21 protein-coding genes are annotated in these 21,457 nt (G+C 41.8%); 1 reads left to right on the top strand and 20 read right to left on the bottom strand.

All coding sequences use genetic code 11. From position 1 onward, the window contains the following. Positions 1 to 195: 195 nt before the first annotated feature. The 18 genes from ppdK to T344_RS0105410 form a co-directional block, all read right to left on the bottom strand. The gene (gene ppdK / locus T344_RS0105500; protein ID WP_027627871.1) at positions 196 to 2,835 is read right to left on the bottom strand and encodes a pyruvate, phosphate dikinase; all 2,640 of its coding nucleotides are present in this window, start codon (positions 2,833 to 2,835) and stop codon (positions 196 to 198) included. A gap of 239 nt (positions 2,836 to 3,074) precedes the next feature. Further along, on the bottom strand, positions 3,075 to 4,463 hold the full coding sequence (locus tag T344_RS0105495) for a glycine--tRNA ligase (RefSeq protein WP_027627870.1): 1,389 nt from the start codon (positions 4,461 to 4,463) through the stop codon (positions 3,075 to 3,077). 99 nt (positions 4,464 to 4,562) lie between these two features. Beyond that, positions 4,563 to 4,769 carry a DNA-directed RNA polymerase subunit omega gene (rpoZ, locus tag T344_RS0105490; RefSeq protein WP_027627869.1) on the bottom strand — a complete coding sequence of 69 codons (207 nt, stop codon included), beginning with the start codon at positions 4,767 to 4,769 and terminating at the stop codon, positions 4,563 to 4,565. Between the two features lie 13 nt (positions 4,770 to 4,782). After that, the gene (gmk, locus tag T344_RS0105485) at positions 4,783 to 5,388 is read right to left on the bottom strand and encodes a guanylate kinase (protein WP_027627868.1); all 606 of its coding nucleotides are present in this window, start codon (positions 5,386 to 5,388) and stop codon (positions 4,783 to 4,785) included. A 32-nt stretch (positions 5,389 to 5,420) separates the two neighbouring features. After that, the gene (gene remA / locus T344_RS0105480; protein ID WP_004624165.1) at positions 5,421 to 5,699 is read right to left on the bottom strand and encodes an extracellular matrix/biofilm regulator RemA; all 279 of its coding nucleotides are present in this window, start codon (positions 5,697 to 5,699) and stop codon (positions 5,421 to 5,423) included. A 31-nt stretch (positions 5,700 to 5,730) separates the two neighbouring features. Then, entirely contained in the window at positions 5,731 to 6,612 is an 882-nt protein-coding gene (locus T344_RS0105475; protein WP_004624305.1) for a YicC/YloC family endoribonuclease, read from the bottom strand. 323 nt (positions 6,613 to 6,935) lie between these two features. Further along, positions 6,936 to 7,310 carry a response regulator gene (locus tag T344_RS0105465; RefSeq protein WP_027627867.1) on the bottom strand — a complete coding sequence of 125 codons (375 nt, stop codon included), beginning with the start codon at positions 7,308 to 7,310 and terminating at the stop codon, positions 6,936 to 6,938. Continuing rightward, a complete protein-coding gene (locus T344_RS0105460; protein WP_027627866.1) occupies positions 7,297 to 8,049 on the bottom strand; it encodes a 16S rRNA (uracil(1498)-N(3))-methyltransferase in 753 nt (250 codons plus the stop codon). Before T344_RS0105460 ends, T344_RS0105465 begins: the two co-directional genes overlap by 14 nt. After that, the gene (prmA, locus tag T344_RS0105455; protein ID WP_027627865.1) at positions 8,031 to 8,981 is read right to left on the bottom strand and encodes a 50S ribosomal protein L11 methyltransferase; all 951 of its coding nucleotides are present in this window, start codon (positions 8,979 to 8,981) and stop codon (positions 8,031 to 8,033) included. The genes T344_RS0105460 and prmA overlap by 19 nt, the downstream gene beginning before the upstream one ends. A 22-nt stretch (positions 8,982 to 9,003) precedes the next feature. Next, a complete protein-coding gene (gene dnaJ, locus T344_RS0105450) occupies positions 9,004 to 10,146 on the bottom strand; it encodes a molecular chaperone DnaJ (RefSeq protein WP_027627864.1) in 1,143 nt (380 codons plus the stop codon). Between the two features lie 212 nt (positions 10,147 to 10,358). After that, positions 10,359 to 12,212, bottom strand: a complete 1,854-nt coding sequence (gene dnaK, locus T344_RS0105445; RefSeq protein ID WP_027627863.1) for a molecular chaperone DnaK — start codon at positions 12,210 to 12,212, stop codon at positions 10,359 to 10,361. Positions 12,213 to 12,268: 56 nt separating this feature from the next. Then, complete coding sequence (gene grpE, locus T344_RS0105440) at positions 12,269 to 12,856, bottom strand: nucleotide exchange factor GrpE (RefSeq protein ID WP_027627862.1); 588 nt, start codon at positions 12,854 to 12,856, stop codon at positions 12,269 to 12,271. Between the two features lie 31 nt (positions 12,857 to 12,887). Then, positions 12,888 to 13,931: a heat-inducible transcriptional repressor HrcA gene (hrcA, locus tag T344_RS0105435; protein ID WP_027627861.1), complete on the bottom strand. Its 1,044-nt coding sequence runs from the start codon at positions 13,929 to 13,931 to the stop codon at positions 12,888 to 12,890. A 259-nt stretch (positions 13,932 to 14,190) separates the two neighbouring features. Next, positions 14,191 to 15,081, bottom strand: coding sequence for a DUF7847 domain-containing protein (locus T344_RS0105430; protein ID WP_027627860.1), 891 nt, complete (start codon positions 15,079 to 15,081; stop codon positions 14,191 to 14,193). Positions 15,082 to 15,119: 38 nt separating this feature from the next. Continuing rightward, on the bottom strand, positions 15,120 to 15,950 hold the full coding sequence (locus T344_RS0105425; protein WP_027627859.1) for an aminotransferase class IV: 831 nt from the start codon (positions 15,948 to 15,950) through the stop codon (positions 15,120 to 15,122). 348 nt (positions 15,951 to 16,298) lie between these two features. Next, on the bottom strand, positions 16,299 to 16,889 hold the full coding sequence (gene yfbR / locus T344_RS0105420) for a 5'-deoxynucleotidase (RefSeq protein WP_004624292.1): 591 nt from the start codon (positions 16,887 to 16,889) through the stop codon (positions 16,299 to 16,301). Positions 16,890 to 16,965: 76 nt separating this feature from the next. After that, complete coding sequence (locus tag T344_RS0105415; protein ID WP_027627858.1) at positions 16,966 to 18,111, bottom strand: HD domain-containing protein; 1,146 nt, start codon at positions 18,109 to 18,111, stop codon at positions 16,966 to 16,968. A gap of 171 nt (positions 18,112 to 18,282) precedes the next feature. Continuing rightward, positions 18,283 to 18,798 (bottom strand): hypothetical protein, encoded by a 516-nt coding sequence (locus T344_RS0105410; RefSeq protein ID WP_027627857.1) that lies wholly within the window; start codon positions 18,796 to 18,798, stop codon positions 18,283 to 18,285. Positions 18,799 to 18,951: 153 nt separating this feature from the next. Here T344_RS0105410 and T344_RS0105405 point away from each other — a divergent pair, with 153 nt between their 5' ends. Continuing rightward, positions 18,952 to 19,791, top strand: a complete 840-nt coding sequence (locus T344_RS0105405) for a hypothetical protein (protein ID WP_027627856.1) — start codon at positions 18,952 to 18,954, stop codon at positions 19,789 to 19,791. A gap of 6 nt (positions 19,792 to 19,797) precedes the next feature. Here the strand turns inward: T344_RS0105405 and T344_RS0105400 are convergent, their stop codons facing one another. Next, entirely contained in the window at positions 19,798 to 20,562 is a 765-nt protein-coding gene (locus T344_RS0105400) for an energy-coupling factor transporter transmembrane component T family protein (protein ID WP_027627855.1), read from the bottom strand. Positions 20,563 to 20,648: 86 nt separating this feature from the next. Further along, positions 20,649 to 21,446, bottom strand: a complete 798-nt coding sequence (locus T344_RS0105395) for an energy-coupling factor ABC transporter ATP-binding protein (protein WP_027627854.1) — start codon at positions 21,444 to 21,446, stop codon at positions 20,649 to 20,651. Between the last annotated feature and the right edge of the window lie 11 nt (positions 21,447 to 21,457).

Raw genomic sequence — 21,457 nt, 5'->3', positions numbered from 1 at the left:
GCAGGACTTTGCCTATAGCTTCCTTCAGATTCCTCCGTCGCCAAGGACACCCTTGCTATTCGGCAAATGGTTCCCACTACCAAGTCCATAGAGGTCTTTCACCGTCCAGTTACTGCCCATGTTGGGCAAACTACAAAAAACAAGGGAAGCCATAAAAGCCTCCCTTGTCCTATGCTTTACAATCTTTATTTCATCTTATTTCTGACCCAGTCCTCCGCCGCCAATTGCTGCCTGAGCCGCAGCAAGTCTTGCGATGGGCACCCGGAACGGTGAGCAGCTGACATAGTTCAGGCCCGCCTTATGGCAGAATTCTATTGAGGAAGGATCTCCCCCATGTTCTCCGCATATTCCAAGCTTGATGTCAGGTCTTGTCTGTTTTCCAAGTCTGGCCGCCATCTCCACCAGTTTGCCTACGCCTGTCTGGTCAAGCCTTGCAAAAGGATCTGATTCATAGATCTTCTTGGCATAGTAATCCTCCAGGAATTTTCCCGCATCATCACGGCTGAAACCAAAGGTCATCTGAGTCAGGTCGTTTGTACCGAAGGAGAAGAATTCAGCTTCGGCAGCAATGCTGTCTGCAATCAGAGCCGCCCTTGGTATCTCAATCATGGTGCCTACCTTGTAATCCAGATTGACTCCGGCCTTCTCTATTACTTCGGCAGCAGTCTTTACAACTATGTCCTTGACATATTTCAATTCCTTGACGTCACCAACCAATGGGATCATTATTTCAGGAACCACAGACATGCCGTTCCGGTTCACATTGATTGCGGCCTCAATAACGGCTCTGGTCTGCATTTCCGCGATTTCAGGATAGGAAACCGCCAGACGGCAGCCTCTGTGCCCCATCATAGGATTGAATTCATGCAGTCCTGCTACGATACCCTTAAGATCCGCAAAATTCATACCCATCTCGTCAGCAAGTGCTTCTATATCTTCATCGGCCTGGGGCAGGAATTCATGCAGAGGAGGGTCCAGGAACCGTATGGTTACAGGATAGCCCTGCATCTCTCTGAAAAGGCCTTCAAAGTCACTTCTCTGCATGGGCAGCAGTTTGTCAAGTGCCTTTCTCCTCTGCTCCTCGGTTCTTGCCACAATCATTTCCCTCATGGCAGGAATCCTGTCGGCTTCAAAGAACATATGCTCGGTACGGCAGAGACCGATACCTTCGGCCCCGAACTTGATGGCCTGTGCCGCATCGGAAGGAGTATCGGCATTTGTCCTGACCTTCAAAGTCCTGGCTTCATCGGCCCACTGCATAAGTGTGGAAAAATCACCGGTCATTTCAGGTTCTATTGTAGGAAGTTTGTCGCCGTAGACATTTCCTGTGGATCCATCCAGTGAGATCCAGTCACCTTCGCCGTATTTCTTTCCGTCCTTGTCTATAAAATATTTCTCTTCTTCGTTGATTTTTATTTCACTGCAGCCTGCAACACAGCAGGTTCCCATACCACGGGCAACAACGGCAGCATGGGAGGTCATTCCCCCGCGTCCGGTCAAAATACCCTGTGAAACATGCATGCCTTCTATATCTTCAGGAGATGTCTCCATTCTGACAAGTATGATCTTCTTTTCCCCGCCTTTTGCCGCTTCAACAGCTTCTCCGGCTTCGAAATATACACGTCCGGTTGCGGCACCCGGTGAGGCAGGAAGACCTTTTGCAACCGGCTTTGCCGCCTTCAGCGCTTTGGGCTCGAAGTTTGGATGCAGCAGTGCATCCAGCTGCTTTGGATCAACCTTCATCAGAGCCTCGTTCTTTGTTATCATACCTTCGCCGACAAGGTCAACAGCTATTCTCAAAGCAGCTGCTGCAGTTCTCTTGCCGTTTCTGGTCTGCAGCATGAACAGTTTGCCCTTCTCAATGGTAAACTCCATGTCCTGCATGTCTCTATAATGTGATTCAAGCGTACCTGCAATTTTGACAAACTCATTGTAGGCATCTTCATTTACAAGCTTCATTTGTTCCATGGGCTGAGGCGTCCTGATGCCTGCCACAACGTCTTCACCCTGTGCATTCATGAGGAATTCCCCATATAGCTTCTTTTCCCCGGTTGACGGGTTCCTGGTAAACGCAACGCCGGTTCCGGAATCATTGCCCATGTTGCCGTATACCATTTCCTGCACATTTACTGCCGTACCCCAGTCGCCCGGAATATCATTCAGTCTCCTGTACACTATGGCACGCGGATTGTCCCATGAACGGAAAACGGCCTTAACTGCCTCCATAAGCTGAATTTTGGGATCCTGAGGGAATTCAGCGCCCTTTTCGTTCCTATATAATTCCTTGTACCTTTTTACGACTTCCTTGAGGTTTTCTGCTGATAAATCTGTGTCAAATTTTGCACCGTTTTCTTCTTTAACCGCATCGAGAATTTTTTCAAACTTTGGTTTTTCAACCTCCATAACCACATCAGAGAACATCTGAATAAATCTTCTGTAGCTGTCGTAGGCAAACCTCTCATTATTAGTGAGTTTTGCAAGTCCGTCCACAACCTGATCATTCAGACCAAGATTCAAAATAGTATCCATCATACCCGGCATGGAAGCTCTTGCTCCTGATCTTACCGATACGAGGAATGGATTTGTTGGATCACCAAAGGTTTTCCCGACAATCTGCTCCGTTTTTGTCAGCATCTGATAGATTTCAGCTTCTATCTCAGGTGCTATTACCTTTCCGTCGTTGTAGTATCTTGTACATGCTTCAGTAGTTACTGTGAATCCTCTGGGAACAGGAAGACCCAAGCCGGTCATTTCAGCCAGGTTTGCTCCCTTGCCTCCCAGAAGGTTTCTCATCGATGCATTTCCTTCACTAAAAAGATAAACGTACTTTGACATTTAAAACCCTCCTGTACAAACTAGAATTAGATATATAAACAAAATTGCATCACAGGAACTGTTGGTTCCAGGCAATTCAGCTTTCAAATAGTGTCTGTTCCGGATAGCCCAAATACTTTAATACAGTAATTTCTGCGTTGGAAGAAAACAATTGCAGCAAATGAAATGAATTTGTTAATTACTTAACTTTCTATATAGGCAATTAATGCAGGCATAGTTATTATGCCTGCATCAGTTTATTAAAATTCAAATTTCCCGTTGAAGTATGCGTTTAATTCATCAATTTTTATCCTTACCTGCTGCATGGTATCCCTGTCCCTTATTGTAACACTCTTATCTTCAAGGGAATCAAAGTCAAAGGTAATACAGTACGGAGTTCCGATTTCGTCCTGCCTTCTGTATCTCTTGCCGATACTGCCGGTCTCATCGTACTCACAGACATAATTTTTTGTCAGCATCTGATAAACCTTATCGGCCTCTTCCCCAAGTTTCTTGGAAAGCGGAAGAATAGCAATCTTAACAGGTGCCAGAGCTGGATGAAATCTCAAGACTGTTCTTACATCACCTTCAGCCACTTCTTCTTCATCGTATGCCTCACACAGGAATGCCAGTGTGACTCTGTCGGCACCCAGAGAAGGTTCAATACAATATGGTACGTATTTTTCATTGGTTGCCGGGTCAAAATATGATAAATCATCCTTTGAGTGGAGCATATGCTGTTTCAGGTCGTAATCGGTCCTGTCGGCTATACCCCACAATTCCCCCCAGCCGAACGGGAACATGAATTCTATGTCGGTAGTCGCATTGCTGTAATGTGACAACTCTTCCTTTTCATGATCACGTAGCTTTAATGACTCGGGTTTCATGTTGAGAGCCAGCAGCCATTTATAACAGAAATCCTTCCAGTAATTGAACCATTCAAGATCCTTACCGGGCTCACAGAAAAATTCAAGCTCCATCTGCTCAAATTCACGTGTCCTGAAGGTAAAATTCCCGGGTGTTATTTCATTTCTGAAAGACTTTCCTATTTGTCCGATACCAAAGGGTATTTTCCTTCTGGTAGTTCTTTGAACATTCTTAAAGTTAACAAATATTCCCTGGGCTGTTTCAGGCCTCAAGAATATCTCAGCCTTGGAATCCTCTGTAACACCCTGGAAGGTTTTGAACATAAGGTTGAATTTTCTTATATCGGTAAAGTTGGCTGAGTCACAATTAGGGCATTTTACTCCCCTGTCCTTTATGTATTGCATCAGCTCCTCATTTTTTAAACCGTCAACTTTGAATTCTATATTATTTTCCTTGTTCCAGTCCTCGATAAGTTTATCTGCTCTGTGGCGGGTTTTACAATCCTTACAGTCGATCAGAGGGTCGCTGAAACCTCCAACGTGTCCCGAAGCCACCCAAACCTGCGGATTCATAAGTATTGCACAGTCAACTCCTACATTATAGGTGCTCTCCTGAATAAATTTACGCCACCAGGCTTTTTTTACGTTGTTTTTCAGTTCAACTCCAAGCGGACCGTAATCCCATGCATTTGCCAATCCGCCGTATATATCTGAACCCGGATAAACAAAACCTCTGTTTTTGGACAAAGAAACTATTTTTTCCATTGTTTTTTCAACTGCCACTGTTAATACCTCCTATATATGTTGGAAAACCCGTTTCCGGATTTTCTTATGCGAAGAGTAAAAAGTCTTTAATTTTGCTGAACCGGTCTGCGCATTTCCTTATTTTATGACATTCTTGGTTCTTACATAGGTTATTTTGTCTTCTGCTATTTCATGAATAGCAACAGTTACTTCCTTGTCGGAATTTACCTTTGTAAGCTTATTTGCTCCATCCACCAGCTGTCTTGCCCTCTTTGCCGTCTCAACTACCAAAGTGTATCTGCTGTCAACTTTTTTCATCAATTCATTGATTGAAGGGTAAATCATAAAATACCTCCCATTACTTTATTAAGCTATTTAAAAATTCTATATTGCGGGATGGCTTTAAACGCTCGGCATCCAAAACCTTTTCTATATTCAAAACAGCGTCGTCCACACTGTCATTTAGAACCAGATAATCATACTTGGCAACATATTTTAATTCATTTGCTGCCTGTTCCAATCTCTTTTCAATAATATCCCAGCATTCGGTAGCTCTGCTTTCAATTCTTCTTCTCAATTCCTCAAGTGAAGGCGGAACTATGAAAACCAGTACGCATTCGGGATATTTCTGCTTGATTTCGAGAGCTCCCTCAACCGTTATTTCCAGGATTACATCGGTCCCGGCCTCTATACAGCTGTCAACAAATGCCTTTGGGGTTCCGTAATAATTGTCGCAGTATTTATCCCATTCTATAAGGGCATCCTTCTCAAGCATGTCAAGGAACTGGCCTTCAGATACAAAAAAATAGTTTTGACCCTCAACTTCTCCTTCACGCGGCTTTCTGGTGGTTGCAGAAACCGAATATCTGACATTATCCCTTTCAGCCAGCAATTTTTTGCATACCGTACCCTTACCAGTACCGGAGGGCCCGGATATTACCACTAACAGACCTCTTTGCTGCATTCCTTCCTCCATAAATATCTTATTGGCAAATATTATTCTTCATCGGAATCTACTTCGGGCTCGGTCACATCAACGTCTTTTGCATTGAGTCTGTGAGCCACTGTTTCAGGCTGAACTGCCGACAGAATAATGTGGTCGCTATCGGTAATAATAACCGCCCTGGTCCTTCTGCCGTAGGTGGCATCAATCAGCATACCCCTGTCTCTGGCCTCCTGGATGATTCTTTTTATTGGAGCTGATTCAGGACTGACTATGGCAACAAGTCTGTTCGCTGAAACAATATTTCCAAATCCAATATTAATAAGCTTCATATATTTCCTCCTGGTTAATTTTAATAATGCCTTATTCTATGTTCTGAATTTGCTCTCTGATTTTCTCTGTTTCACTTTTCAATTCCAATACGTTTTTTGTTATAACGATATCATTTGATTTTGACCCTATAGTATTGATTTCCCGGTTTATTTCCTGGACCAGAAAATCCAGCTTCCGTCCTACGGGCTGTTTTTTTATGCTGAGTATATCCCTGAGCTGGAGCAGGTGGCTTCCCAATCTGACAAGCTCCTCGTCAATACCGCACCTGTCTGCAAATATGGCTACTTCCATGGCCAATCTGTTTTCATCAACGGTTTGCTGATTTAACAGCTCTTTTATTCTGTTTTCCAGCTTTTGTTTATATTCTATGACAACTTCCGGACTTCTATTTGTTATTTGAGAAATAATATTTTCCATGTAGTCGGCTTTTTGAAGCAAACTCATCCGCAGCTCATTTCCCTCTTTTTCACGCATTTGAACAAGTGAATCAACAGCAGCTTCCAGAGCTTTATTCAGGATGCCCCACAACTGCTCTTCATCATCTTCGGTCTTCTCAATACGCAGCACATCGGGAAATCTGGATACCAGTGATACACTTATATCGTCCTTCAGGCCGTATTTATCCTTAAGGCTTTCCACTGCTTGTATGTATGCACCTGCCAGAGCCTCGTCAAGCATGACGTTTTTTGAATCCTCGGAACGGTCCTCAAAAGATATGAAAATATCAACTTTGCCTCTGAAAATACTTTTTGAAACTACTTCCCTTACACGTTCCTCAAGATAAGCAATCTGTCTTGGTAATTTTATATAAAAATCTATATAACGGTGATTGACACTTTTTATTTCTACTGTGAACTCTTTACCGCTTTCATTATAGTTTCCTCTTCCGAACCCAGTCATGCTTCTAACCATAATTTCCTCCAAAAATCCGCCATGCTACTCAATCTATTTACGTCCAAATCTTGCTAACAGTAATAATCACTAGTATTATAACACAATTTCATATTATTTAAAGAATAATTTACTACTTTTCTTATATTTTATCAATTTTTCTTCAATTTCCTTCCGATATTAAGTTCTTACTCTAAATTATTACCAAATTTATAAAATTAATGCTCACACTGTCTTATCAAGGATTTATATAAAAATCCGGGTTCACTGACTACTGCCATGCTTTCCTTAACATTAAAAAAATGAGGGTCTCCCCCCATTTAATTTTCCTCTCCCGAGCAAATCTATTGCATTTTTAATACATTATCAATAGCCTGCTGAACGCGTGACTTATCAAAAGGTTTCACAATAAAGTCCTTTGCACCCATTTTTATAGCATCTATTACCATTGATTGCTGCCCCATTGCCGATACCATGATTATTTTAGTCTTGGGTGACACGCTTAATATTTCCTGGATTGCCATTATCCCATCCATTTCAGGCATTGTTATATCCAATGTCATTATATCCGGCAATAATTTTTTAGCCTGGGCAATCGCTTCATGCCCGTTAGCTCCCTCACCAACCACAACATAATTTGTGTTTTCCTCAATCATCCTTTTGATTAGCGTTCTCATGAAAACAGCATCATCAACAACTACAAATTTAAGTTCTTCCATTAGACACATCTCCCAATTCATACATCATTAGTGATAAAGCAACCATCCCGGCAGTTTCGGTACGCAGAATCCTTGGGCCAAGTGTTATTTTACGTATTCCTGCGGTTTCTGCAAGTTCTACCTCCTGTTCGGTGAACCCGCCCTCCGGGCCTATAAAAATAGCTGCGCTTTTAATACTGGAACCGGTTGCTGCTATTGCTTTAAATCCGGCAGCACTTTCCTTTTCATAAGGTATTATGGATAACTCCCTATTTGCAGCCATATGGACGGCCTGGGAAAATTTAACAGGCATCCCTATCACCGGAACAATTCCCCTGTTGCACTGTTTTGCGGCTTCCATGGCAATTTTCTGCCATCTGGAGACTTTGGCATTTGCATCCTTATCAGTATTGATTTTAGCTATGCTTCTGTCTGTTATCACCGGCACTATTTCAGAAACTCCGAGTTCTATGCCTTTCTGGACAATGAACTCCATTTTGTCGGCCTTTGGAAGCCCCTGAAAAAGTGTTACCTTCAACGCGGGTTCAGTCACATTTTGAACACTGTCTATAATATCGGAAATGATACAGTCATTGCTGATTTCAGCTATAACAGCGTTGTAATCAATGCCGTCACAGCATACCGTAATGGCATCACCCTTTATTGCTCTCAATACCTTTTTAAGATGTTGATAATCCTCACCGGTTATTCTAATTTTGTTATCTTCGATCTGAGTCTTATTTACAAAGTATCTGGACATCTGAATACCATTGCCACCCATTCACCCATTTCAAGGTCGTCTATGAAGGACATGCCGTTTTTCAAGCAGGCATCAATGACGTCCTGTTTTCTTTCTTTGATTATACCCGAAGTTATAAACAAAGAGTTCTTTTTTAAATAATAAGGTATAAGTGAGGACAAGTCAATAATTACATTAGCAATGATGTTGGCCACTATTATATCAAATTTTTCATCTCCGGCCTTCAAATCGGACAGGACAGCCTGAAAAGCCTTTATTTTACCGGCTTCTCCATTTATTTCAATATTTTCCTTAGCCACCCTTACCGCAACTTCATCGATATCAATAGCTTCTATTTTTTTTGCGCCCAGCTTTGAAGCAATAATGGATAAAATTCCGGTGCCGCAGCCCACGTCCAGAACATCATGATTTGTACTCATATACTTATCCAGCAGAATGGAGCACATCTGTGTTGTCTCATGGGTACCTGTTCCGAATGCCATCCCGGGGTCCATCTCAACAATTATGTCATTTTCTTCAGCCCTATATTCTTCCCAGGTAGGCTTTATCACAATCCTGTCAGTCAGCCTGAAGGGCTTGTAGTACTTTTTCCAGGCTGTGGACCAGTCTTCATCATCCACTTCACCATAGCCCTCAAGGCCTTTACCCGTGTCAAGAAATTGGGAGATATTCATCAAACCGTCATTTATCTGCTTCAGGAGGTCATTTATATCCAACCCGTTTTGAAAATAGGCCGAAATTATTACATCCTCGCCCAGGGCCTCAAGGAAATCGTCATCGGCATAATCCAAAGTACCGGGTTTTTCTATTTCCTTTCGTATATCAAACGGATCCTTTATGGCAACTCCGCCGGCACCCATCGTTGTCAGCATTTCAGCTACCGCATCGCTGGCCTCATCGGTGGTGCTGATCCGTATTTCATACCATTTCATATAAATTTTATCCTCCGTATTTTTATTTAAAAGCATCCTTCATCTTGTCAAAAAACCCTTTTCTCTGTTCGTGGACCTCATCGCCTCCAAGCTCGGCAAACTCCCTGAGTATTGCCTTCTGCTTCTCATTCAGCTTCTTTGGAACATCAATATTTACCTTTACATACTGGTCTCCCCGTCCGTTTCCTCTCAGGAAGGGTATTCCCTTGCTTTTCAGTCTGAACACCGAGCCTGTTTGCGTTCCTTCGGGTACGGTATATTTTACTTTTCCGTCCAGGGTAGGTACTTCAAGCTCAGCTCCCAGAGCCGCCTGGGTAAAGGTTATAGGTACTTCGCAAATAACATCGTTTCCCTGGCGTTTGAACAAAGGATGGGGCTTAACCCTGATATTCAGGAACAAATCTCCGTTGGGTCCGCCCTTCGAACCCGGATCACCTTCCCCGCGCAGTGATATGGTCTGCCCGTCATCAATTCCCGCCGGTACGTTTATTTTAAGTTTAACACTATTTCTGAGTTTACCCTTTCCGTTACACGCAGGGCACGGATCGGTAATAATCTTTCCTTCACCCTTACACACGTCACAGGTCTTTGAATTGATGAACTGCCCGAACGGTGTGTTTTGCTTGATCTGAACCTGGCCGGTCCCGTTGCAATGCTGACAGGTGCTGGCATGTGTACCCGGTTTTGCACCGGTTCCGGTACACTTTGAGCAGACTTCCATTCTGCTTATGTTTATTTCACGCTCAATACCAAAGGCGGCTTCCTCAAAAGAAATCTCCATGGCGTATTTGATGTCGGCTCCCTTCTGGGGACCCCTTCTGGTACGTGACCTGCTTCCTCCGAAGCCTGAACCGCCGAAGAAGGTTTCAAATATATCGCCTATTCCGCCGAAATCAAAGTCGGAGAAGCCGCCGGCTCCGCCTCCGAAGCCATTGGGGTCGGTACCTGCATGGCCGAACTGGTCATACCTGCTTCTCTTTTCAGGATTGCTCAACACCTCATAAGCTTCATTTGCCTCTTTGAATTTGGCTTCTGCTTCTTTATTCCCCGGATTTACATCAGGGTGATATTGTTTTGCTAAATTTCTGTATGCTTTTTTTAGATCGGCATCGGTTGCATTTTTTTGTACTCCTAATACCTCATAATAATCTCTTTTTTCTGACATCCGATTCAACTCCCGTCTCAAGCTGTTAAGCCAGCCATAGATGAAACATTTATCTTTCTGAACAATGAATTCAATTAATTATTTCCCCATCTCAAAACAAGCCAGAGCCGGTTTTCAGCTTTGGCTTATAAAAAATCATATTGAACTGACTCTCATATTATTTATTTTTAAAGGGGCCTTAACTGCTCAAAGCCCCTTTTATTATTATATAATTATTTGTCGTCGTCAACTACTTTATAGTCTGCATCAACAACATTATCATCATTTCCTGCACCCGGCGCATCCTGCTGTCCGCCGAAACCAGCTGCATTCGGGTCGGCCCCGGGCTGTCCGCCTGCCTGCTGATAGATTTTTGCAGATACATCGTAGAAAGCCTGCTGCAGTTCCTCGGTAGCCTTCTTGATGGCCTCCAAATCTGTTCCCTTTAATGTATCCTTAACCTTGTTCACACCGGCTTCGATCTTTGACTTGTCCTCTGCTGTAACCTTGTCGCCGAGATCCTTCAGGGATTTTTCAGACTGGTATACCAGGGAGTCTGCATTATTTCTTATATCTATTTCCTCTTTACGCTTCTTGTCTTCTGCGGCAAACTTTTCAGCTTCCTTGACAGCCTTGTCAATATCGGAGTCAGAAAGGTTTGTTGAAGCAGTGATTGTGATCTTCTGTTCATTACCTGTTCCAAGGTCCTTTGCAGATACGTGTACGATACCGTTTGCATCTATATCAAAAGTAACTTCTATCTGTGGAACTCCCCTTGGAGCTGAAGGTATTCCCGTGAGCTGGAATCTTCCCAGAGTCTTGTTGTATTGGGCCATTTCTCTTTCACCCTGGAGGACATGGATTTCAACACTTGTCTGTCCGTCGGCGGCAGTTGAGAATATCTGGCTCTTCTTTGTAGGAATGGTAGTGTTTCTCTCAATTAATTTTGTAAATACTCCTCCCAGAGTTTCAAGACCCAGTGACAGCGGAGTAACGTCCAGCAGAAGCAGACCTGTTACGTCTCCTGTGAGAACTCCGGCCTGTATTGCTGCACCTACCGCAACACATTCATCAGGATTTATGCCCTTGAAGGGTTCCTTGCCAAGATACTTTTTAACTGCTTCCTGGACAGCCGGAATTCTTGTTGAACCACCGACCAATAAAATCTTGTCTATTTTATCGGGTGATAGTCCTGCATCCTGCATGGCCTGTCTTGTAGGTCCCATTGTCTTCTCAACCAAATCTGCTGTTATTTCATCGAATTTAGCTCTTGTCAGTGTAACATCCAGGTGCTTTGGTCCTGATGCATCAGCTGTTATGAACGGCAGGTTGATATTTGAAGAAGTAACACCGGAAAGCTCGATTTTAGCTTTTTCAGCCGCTTCCTTCAATCTCTGCATTGCCATTTTGTCGCCTCTTAAATCTATTCCGTTTTCTCTCCTGAATTCGTCGGCGAGGAAATCTATGACTCTCTGGTCAAAGTCATCTCCGCCAAGTCTGTTGTTACCGTTTGTGGCAAGAACCTCGAATACCCCGTCACCAATTTCAAGGATTGATACGTCGAAAGTACCTCCGCCAAGGTCATAAACCATTATCTTCTGGTCATGCTCTTTGTCCAGACCATAGGCAAGAGCCGCCGCTGTTGGTTCGTTTATTATTCTAAGTACTTCCAAACCTGCAATTTTACCTGCATCCTTGGTTGCCTGTCTCTGAGCATCACTGAAATATGCAGGAACGGTTATTACGGCTTGAGACACAGTTTCACCCAGGTATGCTTCAGCATCGGCCTTTAACTTTTGAAGTACCATTGCAGATATTTCCTGCGGTGAATATTTTTTATCATCTATAGGGACCTTTCTATCGGTACCCATATCTCTCTTTATAGAAATTATTGTTCTTTCAGGGTTGGTAATGGACTGTCTCTTTGCAACCTGTCCTATCATTCGCTCTCCTGTTTTTGAGAAGGCAACAACAGAAGGAGTTGTTCTATTACCTTCGGGATTTGCTATAACAACAGGCTCGCCGCCTTCCATAACCGCCACACATGAATTTGTGGTACCTAAATCTATACCAATTACTTTTGCCATAAAAAAGCCTCCTTAATATGTTTTTACATTAAACTGTTTATCAGTAATTTACAAAATTAGTTTGCAACCTTAACCACGCTATGTCTTACTACTTTGCCCTTCATAGTATAACCCTTTTGGAATTCCTCAATAACCACACTATCTCCGAATGCATCATCGTCAACATGCATTACGGCATTATGAAGTTCAGGATCAAAGGGATTATTTACCGCTGCTATGGGTTCGACACCCATTTTTTCCAGGCAGTCCTTAAGCTGTCTCATTACCAGCTCCACCCCCTCTTTCATGGGGTTGTCATCCACTTCCTGGACGGCCTTCAAAGCTCTCTCCAGATTGTCAACCACCGGCAAAAATGCACTTACCGTATCAATTGCAGCATCCAGACTCAAAGCCTCTTTTTCCTTTATTGTCCGCTTTTTATAATTATCAAACTCAGCAGCAGTACGCTGAACCATATTCATATATTCTTCACACTGGCGGGTCTTTTCCTCAAGCTTGTTCTTTAGCTCCTCAATTTCCTTGTTTGCTTCATTAGTCTCTTCGCCATTGCCTTCTGCCCCGACTTCGGCATTTACCGCTGTGTCGTTTTCCTCAACCATGTTTACCTCATCATTGGCAGCTTTGGAATTTTTGTCTTTTTTCATTGCTAAAAAATAACCTCCTTATTTTTTATAGCTATCCATCACCCAGAAGTTTTAAAATCTCCTGATTAATTTTATTTCTTATATAATTCAATGATGAAACCACCTTTGAATATTCCATCCTCGTGGGCCCTATAATGCCTATGGACCCAATTACATAATCGTCTATACTATATGAGGCTGTGACAATACTGCAATCCTTAATTCCCTGTATAACATTTTCATTTCCTATCTGAATAACTATTTCATTGTTATTGCCATGTGTATTGAGAAGTTCGGACATCAGCTTCTTTTCGTCCAAAAGGCTTAAAAATTCCTTGGCCTTCTGAACTTCCTTAAATTCCGGGAAATTTAAAATGTTTGTTGTTCCCTCCAGATAAATTTCAGGCCTGTCAATGAGCTTTATCAGGTCTTCAATACCGTCAAGTATGGGTCTCATTAAATCATAAGGCAGCGAAGTGAGCTGCTCGGCCTCGCCGTTGAGAAAATTAGTTTTCAGCATTTCCAGAGTATAACCCTTTAGCTTGTCATTAAGCATATTTGATACCTGTATGATAACGTCCGGGGTTATTTTTTCAGGAACCCTGATAAGATTGTTGCGAACTATGTTTGAATCTGTAACAACTATGACAAGTGCTTTGCCGGGCTCTATAGGAACAACCTGGACAGCTTTCAGAACACTTCTTTTTATATGGGGTGTCACTGCCATGGAAGTATACTTTGTAAATTGAGACATTACAACAGAAGCATTCCTGATCAACTGACTCAATTCATTTATTCTGATGTCCATGGCATTCCTGATGTTTTCTATGTCACTTTCAGACAGATCATTTATTTTCATAAGCTGATCCACATACAATCTATAGCCTTTGTCCGACGGAACTCTTCCCGCCGAGGTATGGGGCTGTTCCAGGAAGCCCATATCTTCCAGATCAGCCATTTCATTTCTGATGGTTGCAGAGCTGAGACCCAGTTCATGCTTTTTGGCAATAGTTCTGGAACCTACCGGCTCTGCGGTACTTATATAATCATCTATAATAGCTTGAAGTATCTTTAGTTTTCTATCGTCAAGAAGCATGTTTACCTCCGTTCCCAGGCAACTATCCTCATACGGTTCCCGTCACCTGCGTTTAAAATAAATCTGTTTTAATTCCTTTTTGTTAGCACTCTTTTGTGTTGAGTGCTAACATATACTTAAAATAACATTAGCATTTTTGTTTGTCAAGTAGTTTATGATAAAAATTTCCCTTCGCAGGTTTAATATTTTTAACATGAAAACCCTGCTCCACTTCCCTGGTGGAGCAGGGTTTTTTTCTCATTTTTACCTGGAAACTCTGTTACTGCACCCCGCCGTCCTGGAAGCCGCCAAACTGCGGAGGAGGTTCGGGCAGTGTATATCTTCCGGTCTTCTCACGGTATACTTCAAAATAGTAAACCATAAGAATAAACTCAGCTAATCCCGATATTACAGGAGCAACAATATTTCCGATAACAGGAATCAAACCGATTACACTTCCAAGAATGAAGCCTGCAACGCTTCCTCCGAAGGTAACCAGCAGTGTGATTCCAAGTATAGGCCAGAAGCTGCCTTTTACAGTTCTGAAGGAATTTTTCAGTCCTTGAATAATATCGCTGTCTTCAACACATACCGCCGGGAACCACAAATTCAAATAATTGAACAAGACTGCAACTCCCACAAAGAATGCAAGTACGAATAAGACTATCAGTAATACGCCCAGTCCGGTTGAAACCGAAGAAACCACTCCTCCGATAACCACAAGTATCAGTAATACTACTCCGAGACCAATTGCAAAAGCGATATTCAGCAGACCGAACAATACGAATCTGCCTATGTATTTGGACATACATCCGGTAAAGTTGTTGAGCTTTGCATTTCCTGTTTCATAATGCAGGTTTATAAGTCCGTAGGTAGCAGGCCTCACAAGTATCATCAATACAAAGGAGAGCAAACCTGAAATAATTGAACTTGCAATAAATGTACTCAGATTCAATCCTGCGAATAAATCACCATAGTTCGGTATTCCTCCCCCATAAGCATTATTTTCAATCATGCGCCTGAGATTTTCAGCGATTGCACCGCTGTTGGCCACGATCCCAAGACTTCCGACACCTGAAATCAAAGCCGGTATTGCCAATGAAATCAGTAAAGGCAGGGTGAGCAGGAAGTTCTTGAAAGTAAATTTAAAAGCGTTTTCGAGATGTCTCATATACTAACCTCCATAGTTTTTAATTTTGATAATAACTTTTACAAGTTATCATTAATATATGCATTGACAAGACTGTTATAGCCTGCCATAACATGCTGGGTAGTCGCATTTGCCGCTGAATTCAGTTCACCCTGGTCAATAATCCTGACCGGTAGAACTTTTATGGAGGTTCCGGTAATAAAAGCAGCATCAAAATTTTTCAGGGAATCCAGTCCAATCAATGTTTCAATCACTTCATATCCTAATTTTCTGCAGACATCAACAACATATTGACGTGTTATACCTATAAGCACGAAATCCTCAGGAGCCGTATATATCTTTTCACCTTTTACAAAAAACACATTTGATTTTCCACCCTCCGTTATCCTGCCTTCCTCATTTACCAGCAGGGCTTCAAAGGCCTTCTTTTCCATTACGGTACGCTGTAATTCTTCCTTATAGCCTGCGTGGATCATCTTGACATTGGGATTTTTCCTCTTAAGGCTGATGGTGCAGCAAGCCACCCCGTTATTATATTCATCGGGGGATGGATAATAGAACTTGTTTATAAAAAATAATATATTCTGCTCTTCTTTATCTTGAAGTACAATTATTTTTACATTGCACTCGGTAAGGCCGTTTTGCTCACAAACAACCTTTATTTGATTCTTAATATCTTTTTTTGAAGAATTCAGTTCATATTTCAGTTTTGCCATGGAGCCCTTAAGTCTCGCAAAATGATCTTCAAAAAACAAAGGAACTCCATTTATGATCCTTATTACCTCATAAAAAGCCGTATATTTATCACCGGAGTATGAGTCAAGCTTTTCAGAAGGTACGGCCTCACCATTTATTATACATATTTTACCGATATTTTCTTCAAAATTCATTTTAAATTCCCCTTTTTTAGTCAATTGAACTGCTTTTAAAGCTGGGAACAACATAATTAATTGTAAATAGATATACTTTTTTTGTCAATTAATAAAAATTTCAGTAATTAACGCGTTGTGCTAATTTAAATTTTGTTTTTCTTGCCAGGTAATTTAAGTAGTTCAACTGGTACGCGAGGACAACTTCATGAAATAGGATGCACAGTTAAAAAATAATTGCGATAAGCGATACAATTTTCGTAATTTTTTTGGTGCGTCCCTATTTTATGAAGTTAGTACGGAAGTTACCAGTTGATATAAAAATTAACGGGTAAAACAAAATTTAAATTAATTGGCACAACGGTTACTTCAATCAATTTCGTCAAGAGAAAGGTTAAAGCTTGGAACAAACCTATCCATAAAGTATTTTACTTCCTCCAGTTCAATCTCGGCAATTGTGTTCAAAATGGTCTCACTTGCCTTTTTAAATTCATTATTACCCGCTTTCACCTCTTCAATGCATTTTATGTATGCCGCAATCCGGTCTGCCGCTTTTACAAGCTTCCAGCATTCCATATCATCAGGATTTTTGAAAAAAAGCGAATAGTATTCGTCAGCCATTTCCTCCGGAAGCATTGATATGATTTTTTCTTTGGATATATCCTCAATATCCTTGTAAATCCTGCTGATCTGAGGGTTGTAGTACTTTATGGGAGTAGGCATATCACCGGTTATTATTTCATTGCAGTCGTGAAACATTGCAAGAATGGCGACTCTTTCCGGGTTTATCTCACCGTTGTAATATGTATTTCTGATAACAGCCAGCCCGTGGGCGATAATGGCTACCTGTAGACTGTGCTCCTGAATGTTTTCCGTATAAGTATTCCTCATAAGGCCCCATCTGTTTATATATTTCATTCTCGACAGGAACGCAAAAAAATGAAAATTTTCCTTATCCATAATAAACTCCTTTAAAACGTTAGTTTTTCTATGGAGAATGCTGAAAATGAAAGGTATTTAATTTTCAGCATTCCATTTACATCCAGTAAATTTCTTCAAAACAGCTCTGCGCAAAAGAGTCGGTCATACCTGCAATAAAATCTATAACCTTTTGGGCATCGCTTTCATTCTCGTCATAGCATTTATCCGCTATAAAGTTGTAAAACATCCGGTACACTTTTATATCACTGGACTGCAGCTTTTCAATATCCGGAACACTTTGCAGAAGGTTGTCAAACAAGCCTTCAAGGGTATTTTCCGCTATTTTTTCATATCTGGTTATCTTATCGGCCTTATATATGAGCCTGACATTTTCGTTAATAAGCTTTTTAAGCGCCTCTCCCTTGGAAGGACTGAGCTGTATGCAGTCTTTACCGTAACTGTTTTCTACCAGGTCACACACAAGTGTATTTATAATCTCTCCGTTACTGTGCCCCAGTTCATTTCTGATGTCTCCGGGAATGTCCTGCATATCCATCAGTTTAACCCTTACAGCATCCTCAATATCCCTGCCCACATAGGCAATTTTATCTACAAGCCGGACAACACAAGCCTCAAGTGTGAAGGGCAGCGCACCGCGGTTCTGTATATTATGCAGTGCTTCAGGGGTTTTATCCAGATCCCGTGTCAGAATATATTCATTATAATTTTCTCCGCAGTGTGAAACAATTCCGTCCTTTACTTCAAATGTCAGGTTAAGCCCGCAATAATCATTTATTTTCTCTTTCGATATGCGTGTAGCAAGCTTTTCAACCACTCTTAAGCTGTGCAGTTCATGTTGGAAGCCCATTGAACTGTCGATTTTTTTCATGCATTTATTAAGAACTCGCTCGCCGCTGTGGCCAAAAGGTGCATGGCCCAAATCATGGCCCAATGCGATGGCGTAAGTCAGATCCTGATTCAGGTTTAGAGTTCTCGCTATCGTAACGGCAATGGACCCCACGTTTAAAACGTGCTCCATCCGTGTGCAGATATGATCATTTTTTGCATTAAAAAAAACCTGGGTTTTATGCCTGAGTCTTCTGAATTCCATAGAATATAGAATCCTGTTCCCGTCCCTTTCATAATCTGTTCTGATAGGACATTTTTCCTCAGGGACAAGCCTCCCAAAAGAATTTATACTCCTTGCGGCAAAGGGACTCAGCATATCTTCCTGCTGTTCTCTCAGTTTTCTCCATTCCATTAATACACCTCCCGGGACTTCCCGGACAAGAACAAAATCGTATCAAGATTTATTCTTTTCCGGACATAAAAAGGCTGACATTTTAACTATAATATACCATAGCAAAACATCAGCCGCAACCTGATGACCTGTTTGAATTCAGATGTTACAAACCTCCGGTGTCCAGGTCTTTTAATATTGTGTTTTTCTTGATCTGCCGCTGCAGAACATAGCTATTCCGCCTGCAATCAAAGCAATGGGAATAAATATCTCAGGTCTGATAATTGACGTTACCCTGCTGAACAGCATGCAGACCATAAAAAATGCCGCAGTTCCCCCGATTATCAGACTCGCAATAAGCAAGCCTTTTTCCCTACGAGAAAAAATATGCATTTGAAACAGGCCGACTGCAACAGAAAGAATGTATACCGGCCAGGTATATGCTGCAAAATGCCAATTCGTTGCAACTTCAAACATAAATAACAAACCTATTGTGGTAATTATTCCGCCTGGAACCAGCAAGCCCGGTTTTGAACCTGTCAGGAAGAAAGCAAACTCAAAGGAAAGGCCCACAAGTAAAACAAAAAATACCCAAAAATCCTGTGTATTAAACTCAAATAATTTGATTCCAAACAATACCCTTAGCAGCAATACAATAACACCTGCTGCTATAAGCAGTAACCCTGCAAAACTTGTATTTCTTTTCATAAACAATTCCTCCATAAACCGCGGCTTTAATAAATTTCGTACAACTATTATACAGAGTATCCAATAAATTTGTCTGAAAAATTATGAATTAACCTCCCTTTTTATGCAAATAATAAAATTGCTAATTTTATACAATTGTTAAGGAGCATTCTTTTGAAAAAACTTAGTACGAAAGTGAAAATATTTATAAGTCTTGGCACTTTATTTATAAATCTTTATTGTTTTTTTATATTGGCCAATAATTACAATATCATTTATTATCCAACAGCACAAAGGGCCAATCTCATACAGCTACTGGACAGGGCTTCACTTACCGGGGCTGATTACGCACAGCTGCTGAGGCAAACTGGTCTGGGACGGCCTGCTGTCGATGACCTGTTAAGGCAAAGTGACGGGAAAGCAGAAATTATTGCTTTCCAGCAAAGCTATTATACAAAGAATCAGTTATTTACCGAGAAATTAAACCTGTTCACCAGCCAGGAAACACTTGTTGCAAACAGCCTGAACAAGTCCGATAACTTTGGGCTTGCACCCTTGAGAAATGGTGATATTCTTATTACAAAATCAACACAGACACTCTTTTGGAGGCACGGGCACTGCGGTATTGTTACAGACGCTGAAAAGGGTATAACTTTGGAGTCTCTGGAGCCGGGAACCATCAGCATGAAACAGGATATATCCAAATGGCGGTACTATCCCACTTTAAAAGTCCTGAGGCTAAAAAATGCTGACGAAAAAGTAATTGAGAATATAGTGAAATACTCCGAAAGCAGCCTGACAGGCTTAAAATACAGTATTTTTGCTTCAAAATACCAAAACGGCATAATCCCTAAAAGTGCAAACTGCTCCCAATTAATATGGCAGGCCTTTAACAGCTGCGGCTACAATCTGGACAGTAACAGGGGAATACTTGTTACGCCGGAAGACATAGCAAAAAGCCCCTTACTTGAAATAGTACAAATAAAAGGCTTTGATCCTGAAAAGTCCTGGTAGGTGCAGCTATGCTACAAACGAACTTACAACCAGTGTTAAGATTGAAGCCGTCATTGCAATATAATCCCTTCCGCTGAAATTATATTTTTTATAGCCGCTGTTCTTCTGCCTAACGTTAAATCCCCTGAGCTCGGCTGATATGGCACTCCCTTCAATCCTTTTGACCGACGAGATCAAAAGGGGCACGCATAAGGGCAGTACCAGCTTTAATTTTTTCAGGGGGTTCTTTGTATCAAATTCAACCCCTCTGGCGGTCTGTGCTTCAATAATACCGTTCATCTCGCTTTCAAAAATAGGTATAAATCTGAGTGCCGTTATGAAGGCAAAAGTATATTTATAAGGAATATGGAGCTTCTGCACAAAAACATTGGTCAAATCGCTCATTTTTGTAACCGTAAGCATGAGCACCAGCGGCATTGTGGCTCCTACAAGTCTTAGCACAAGCAGTACCGAGAAATTCAAGCCGGTATCGGTTATATAAAGATTAAGGGGCAAATCCAATATAACATTGCCCGTCCGTATAAAAAATATTTGAAGCAAAAATAGTATTAGACCTATTTTTAATAAAGTTTTTAAGAGTGAAAATGCTTTATTTGCTATGCCGGCCATTCCGGCAACAATGATATTTATAATTATGATGCCAACTGCCATCAATATATGGCTGCTGACAAAACTGCTCAGGCACAGCAGGAATGCCAGCAGCATTTTTGTCAATGGATTCAGTCTATGTATAACAGTATCTCCCTGGGAGTACTCCAGCATTCCTTTCATATCAGCCTCCATGAGCCACATAGTGCGGCCACAAAATAGTAATGAAATCTCCACTCCTCTACCCGCTATAAGGCGAATAAAGGAGGTTAATTGGCCATTTCCTCAATTCTTTCGGCCATCTCATCAACTGCCAGTATACCGTTAAAAGCTTCCCCAAGCCTTATGGCCAGCTGGGCTATCTGCGGCGGGGCAAGGGAGGTTCTCCTCAGAACAGTATCATTTGACATCACGTTTTTGCACACATCGTCAGCCAGCACTCCGCCTTCACCTATAACCAGAACCCGCTGCGCAAAATCGGTTACCAGTTCCATATCATGACAAACCATTACCACAGTTGTTCCACGGCTATTCAAATCCTTAATCACTTCCATGATCTGCATGCATTCCTTATAGTCCAATCCGGTAGTCGGTTCATCCAGGACCATTATTTTAGGCGATAACGCCAGAACCGAAGCAAGTGCTACCTTTTGCCTCTCTCCCCGGCTTAGTGAAAATGGATCCTTATCTCCTTCAAAACCAAAGCTTTCCATTGTGGCCAGGCATCTTTCCTCAATCTCATTCTTATCTGTAAGAATGCACTTTAATCCGAATTCTATTTCAGCCTTCACCGTATTCTGGCAGATCTGCCTGTCAGGATTCTGGAAGAGAAATCCCACATGCCCGGCCAGTTCGCTGGTTCTGGCAAGCCTGGTATCCAGCCCCTCAACCGTTACAGTACCTGAAGTAGGTTTCAGAAGGCCGTTGAAAAGCTTCATCAAGGTGGTTTTTCCTGCGCCGTTGCGCCCCACTATAGCAATAAACTCTCCATCGTCTATGGTAAAGTTTATGTTCTCAAGTATATTATTTTTATCATAAGCAAAACAGACATTGCTGAATTCTATCAATCTTAACCTCC

This window comes from Ruminiclostridium cellobioparum DSM 1351 = ATCC 15832, assembly GCF_000621505.1.
In the GTDB taxonomy this organism is placed as follows: domain Bacteria; phylum Bacillota; class Clostridia; order Acetivibrionales; family DSM-1351; genus Ruminiclostridium; species Ruminiclostridium cellobioparum.
The sequence above is the reverse complement of the archived record's forward strand: the minus strand, read 5'-3'. Positions and strand labels throughout refer to the sequence as shown.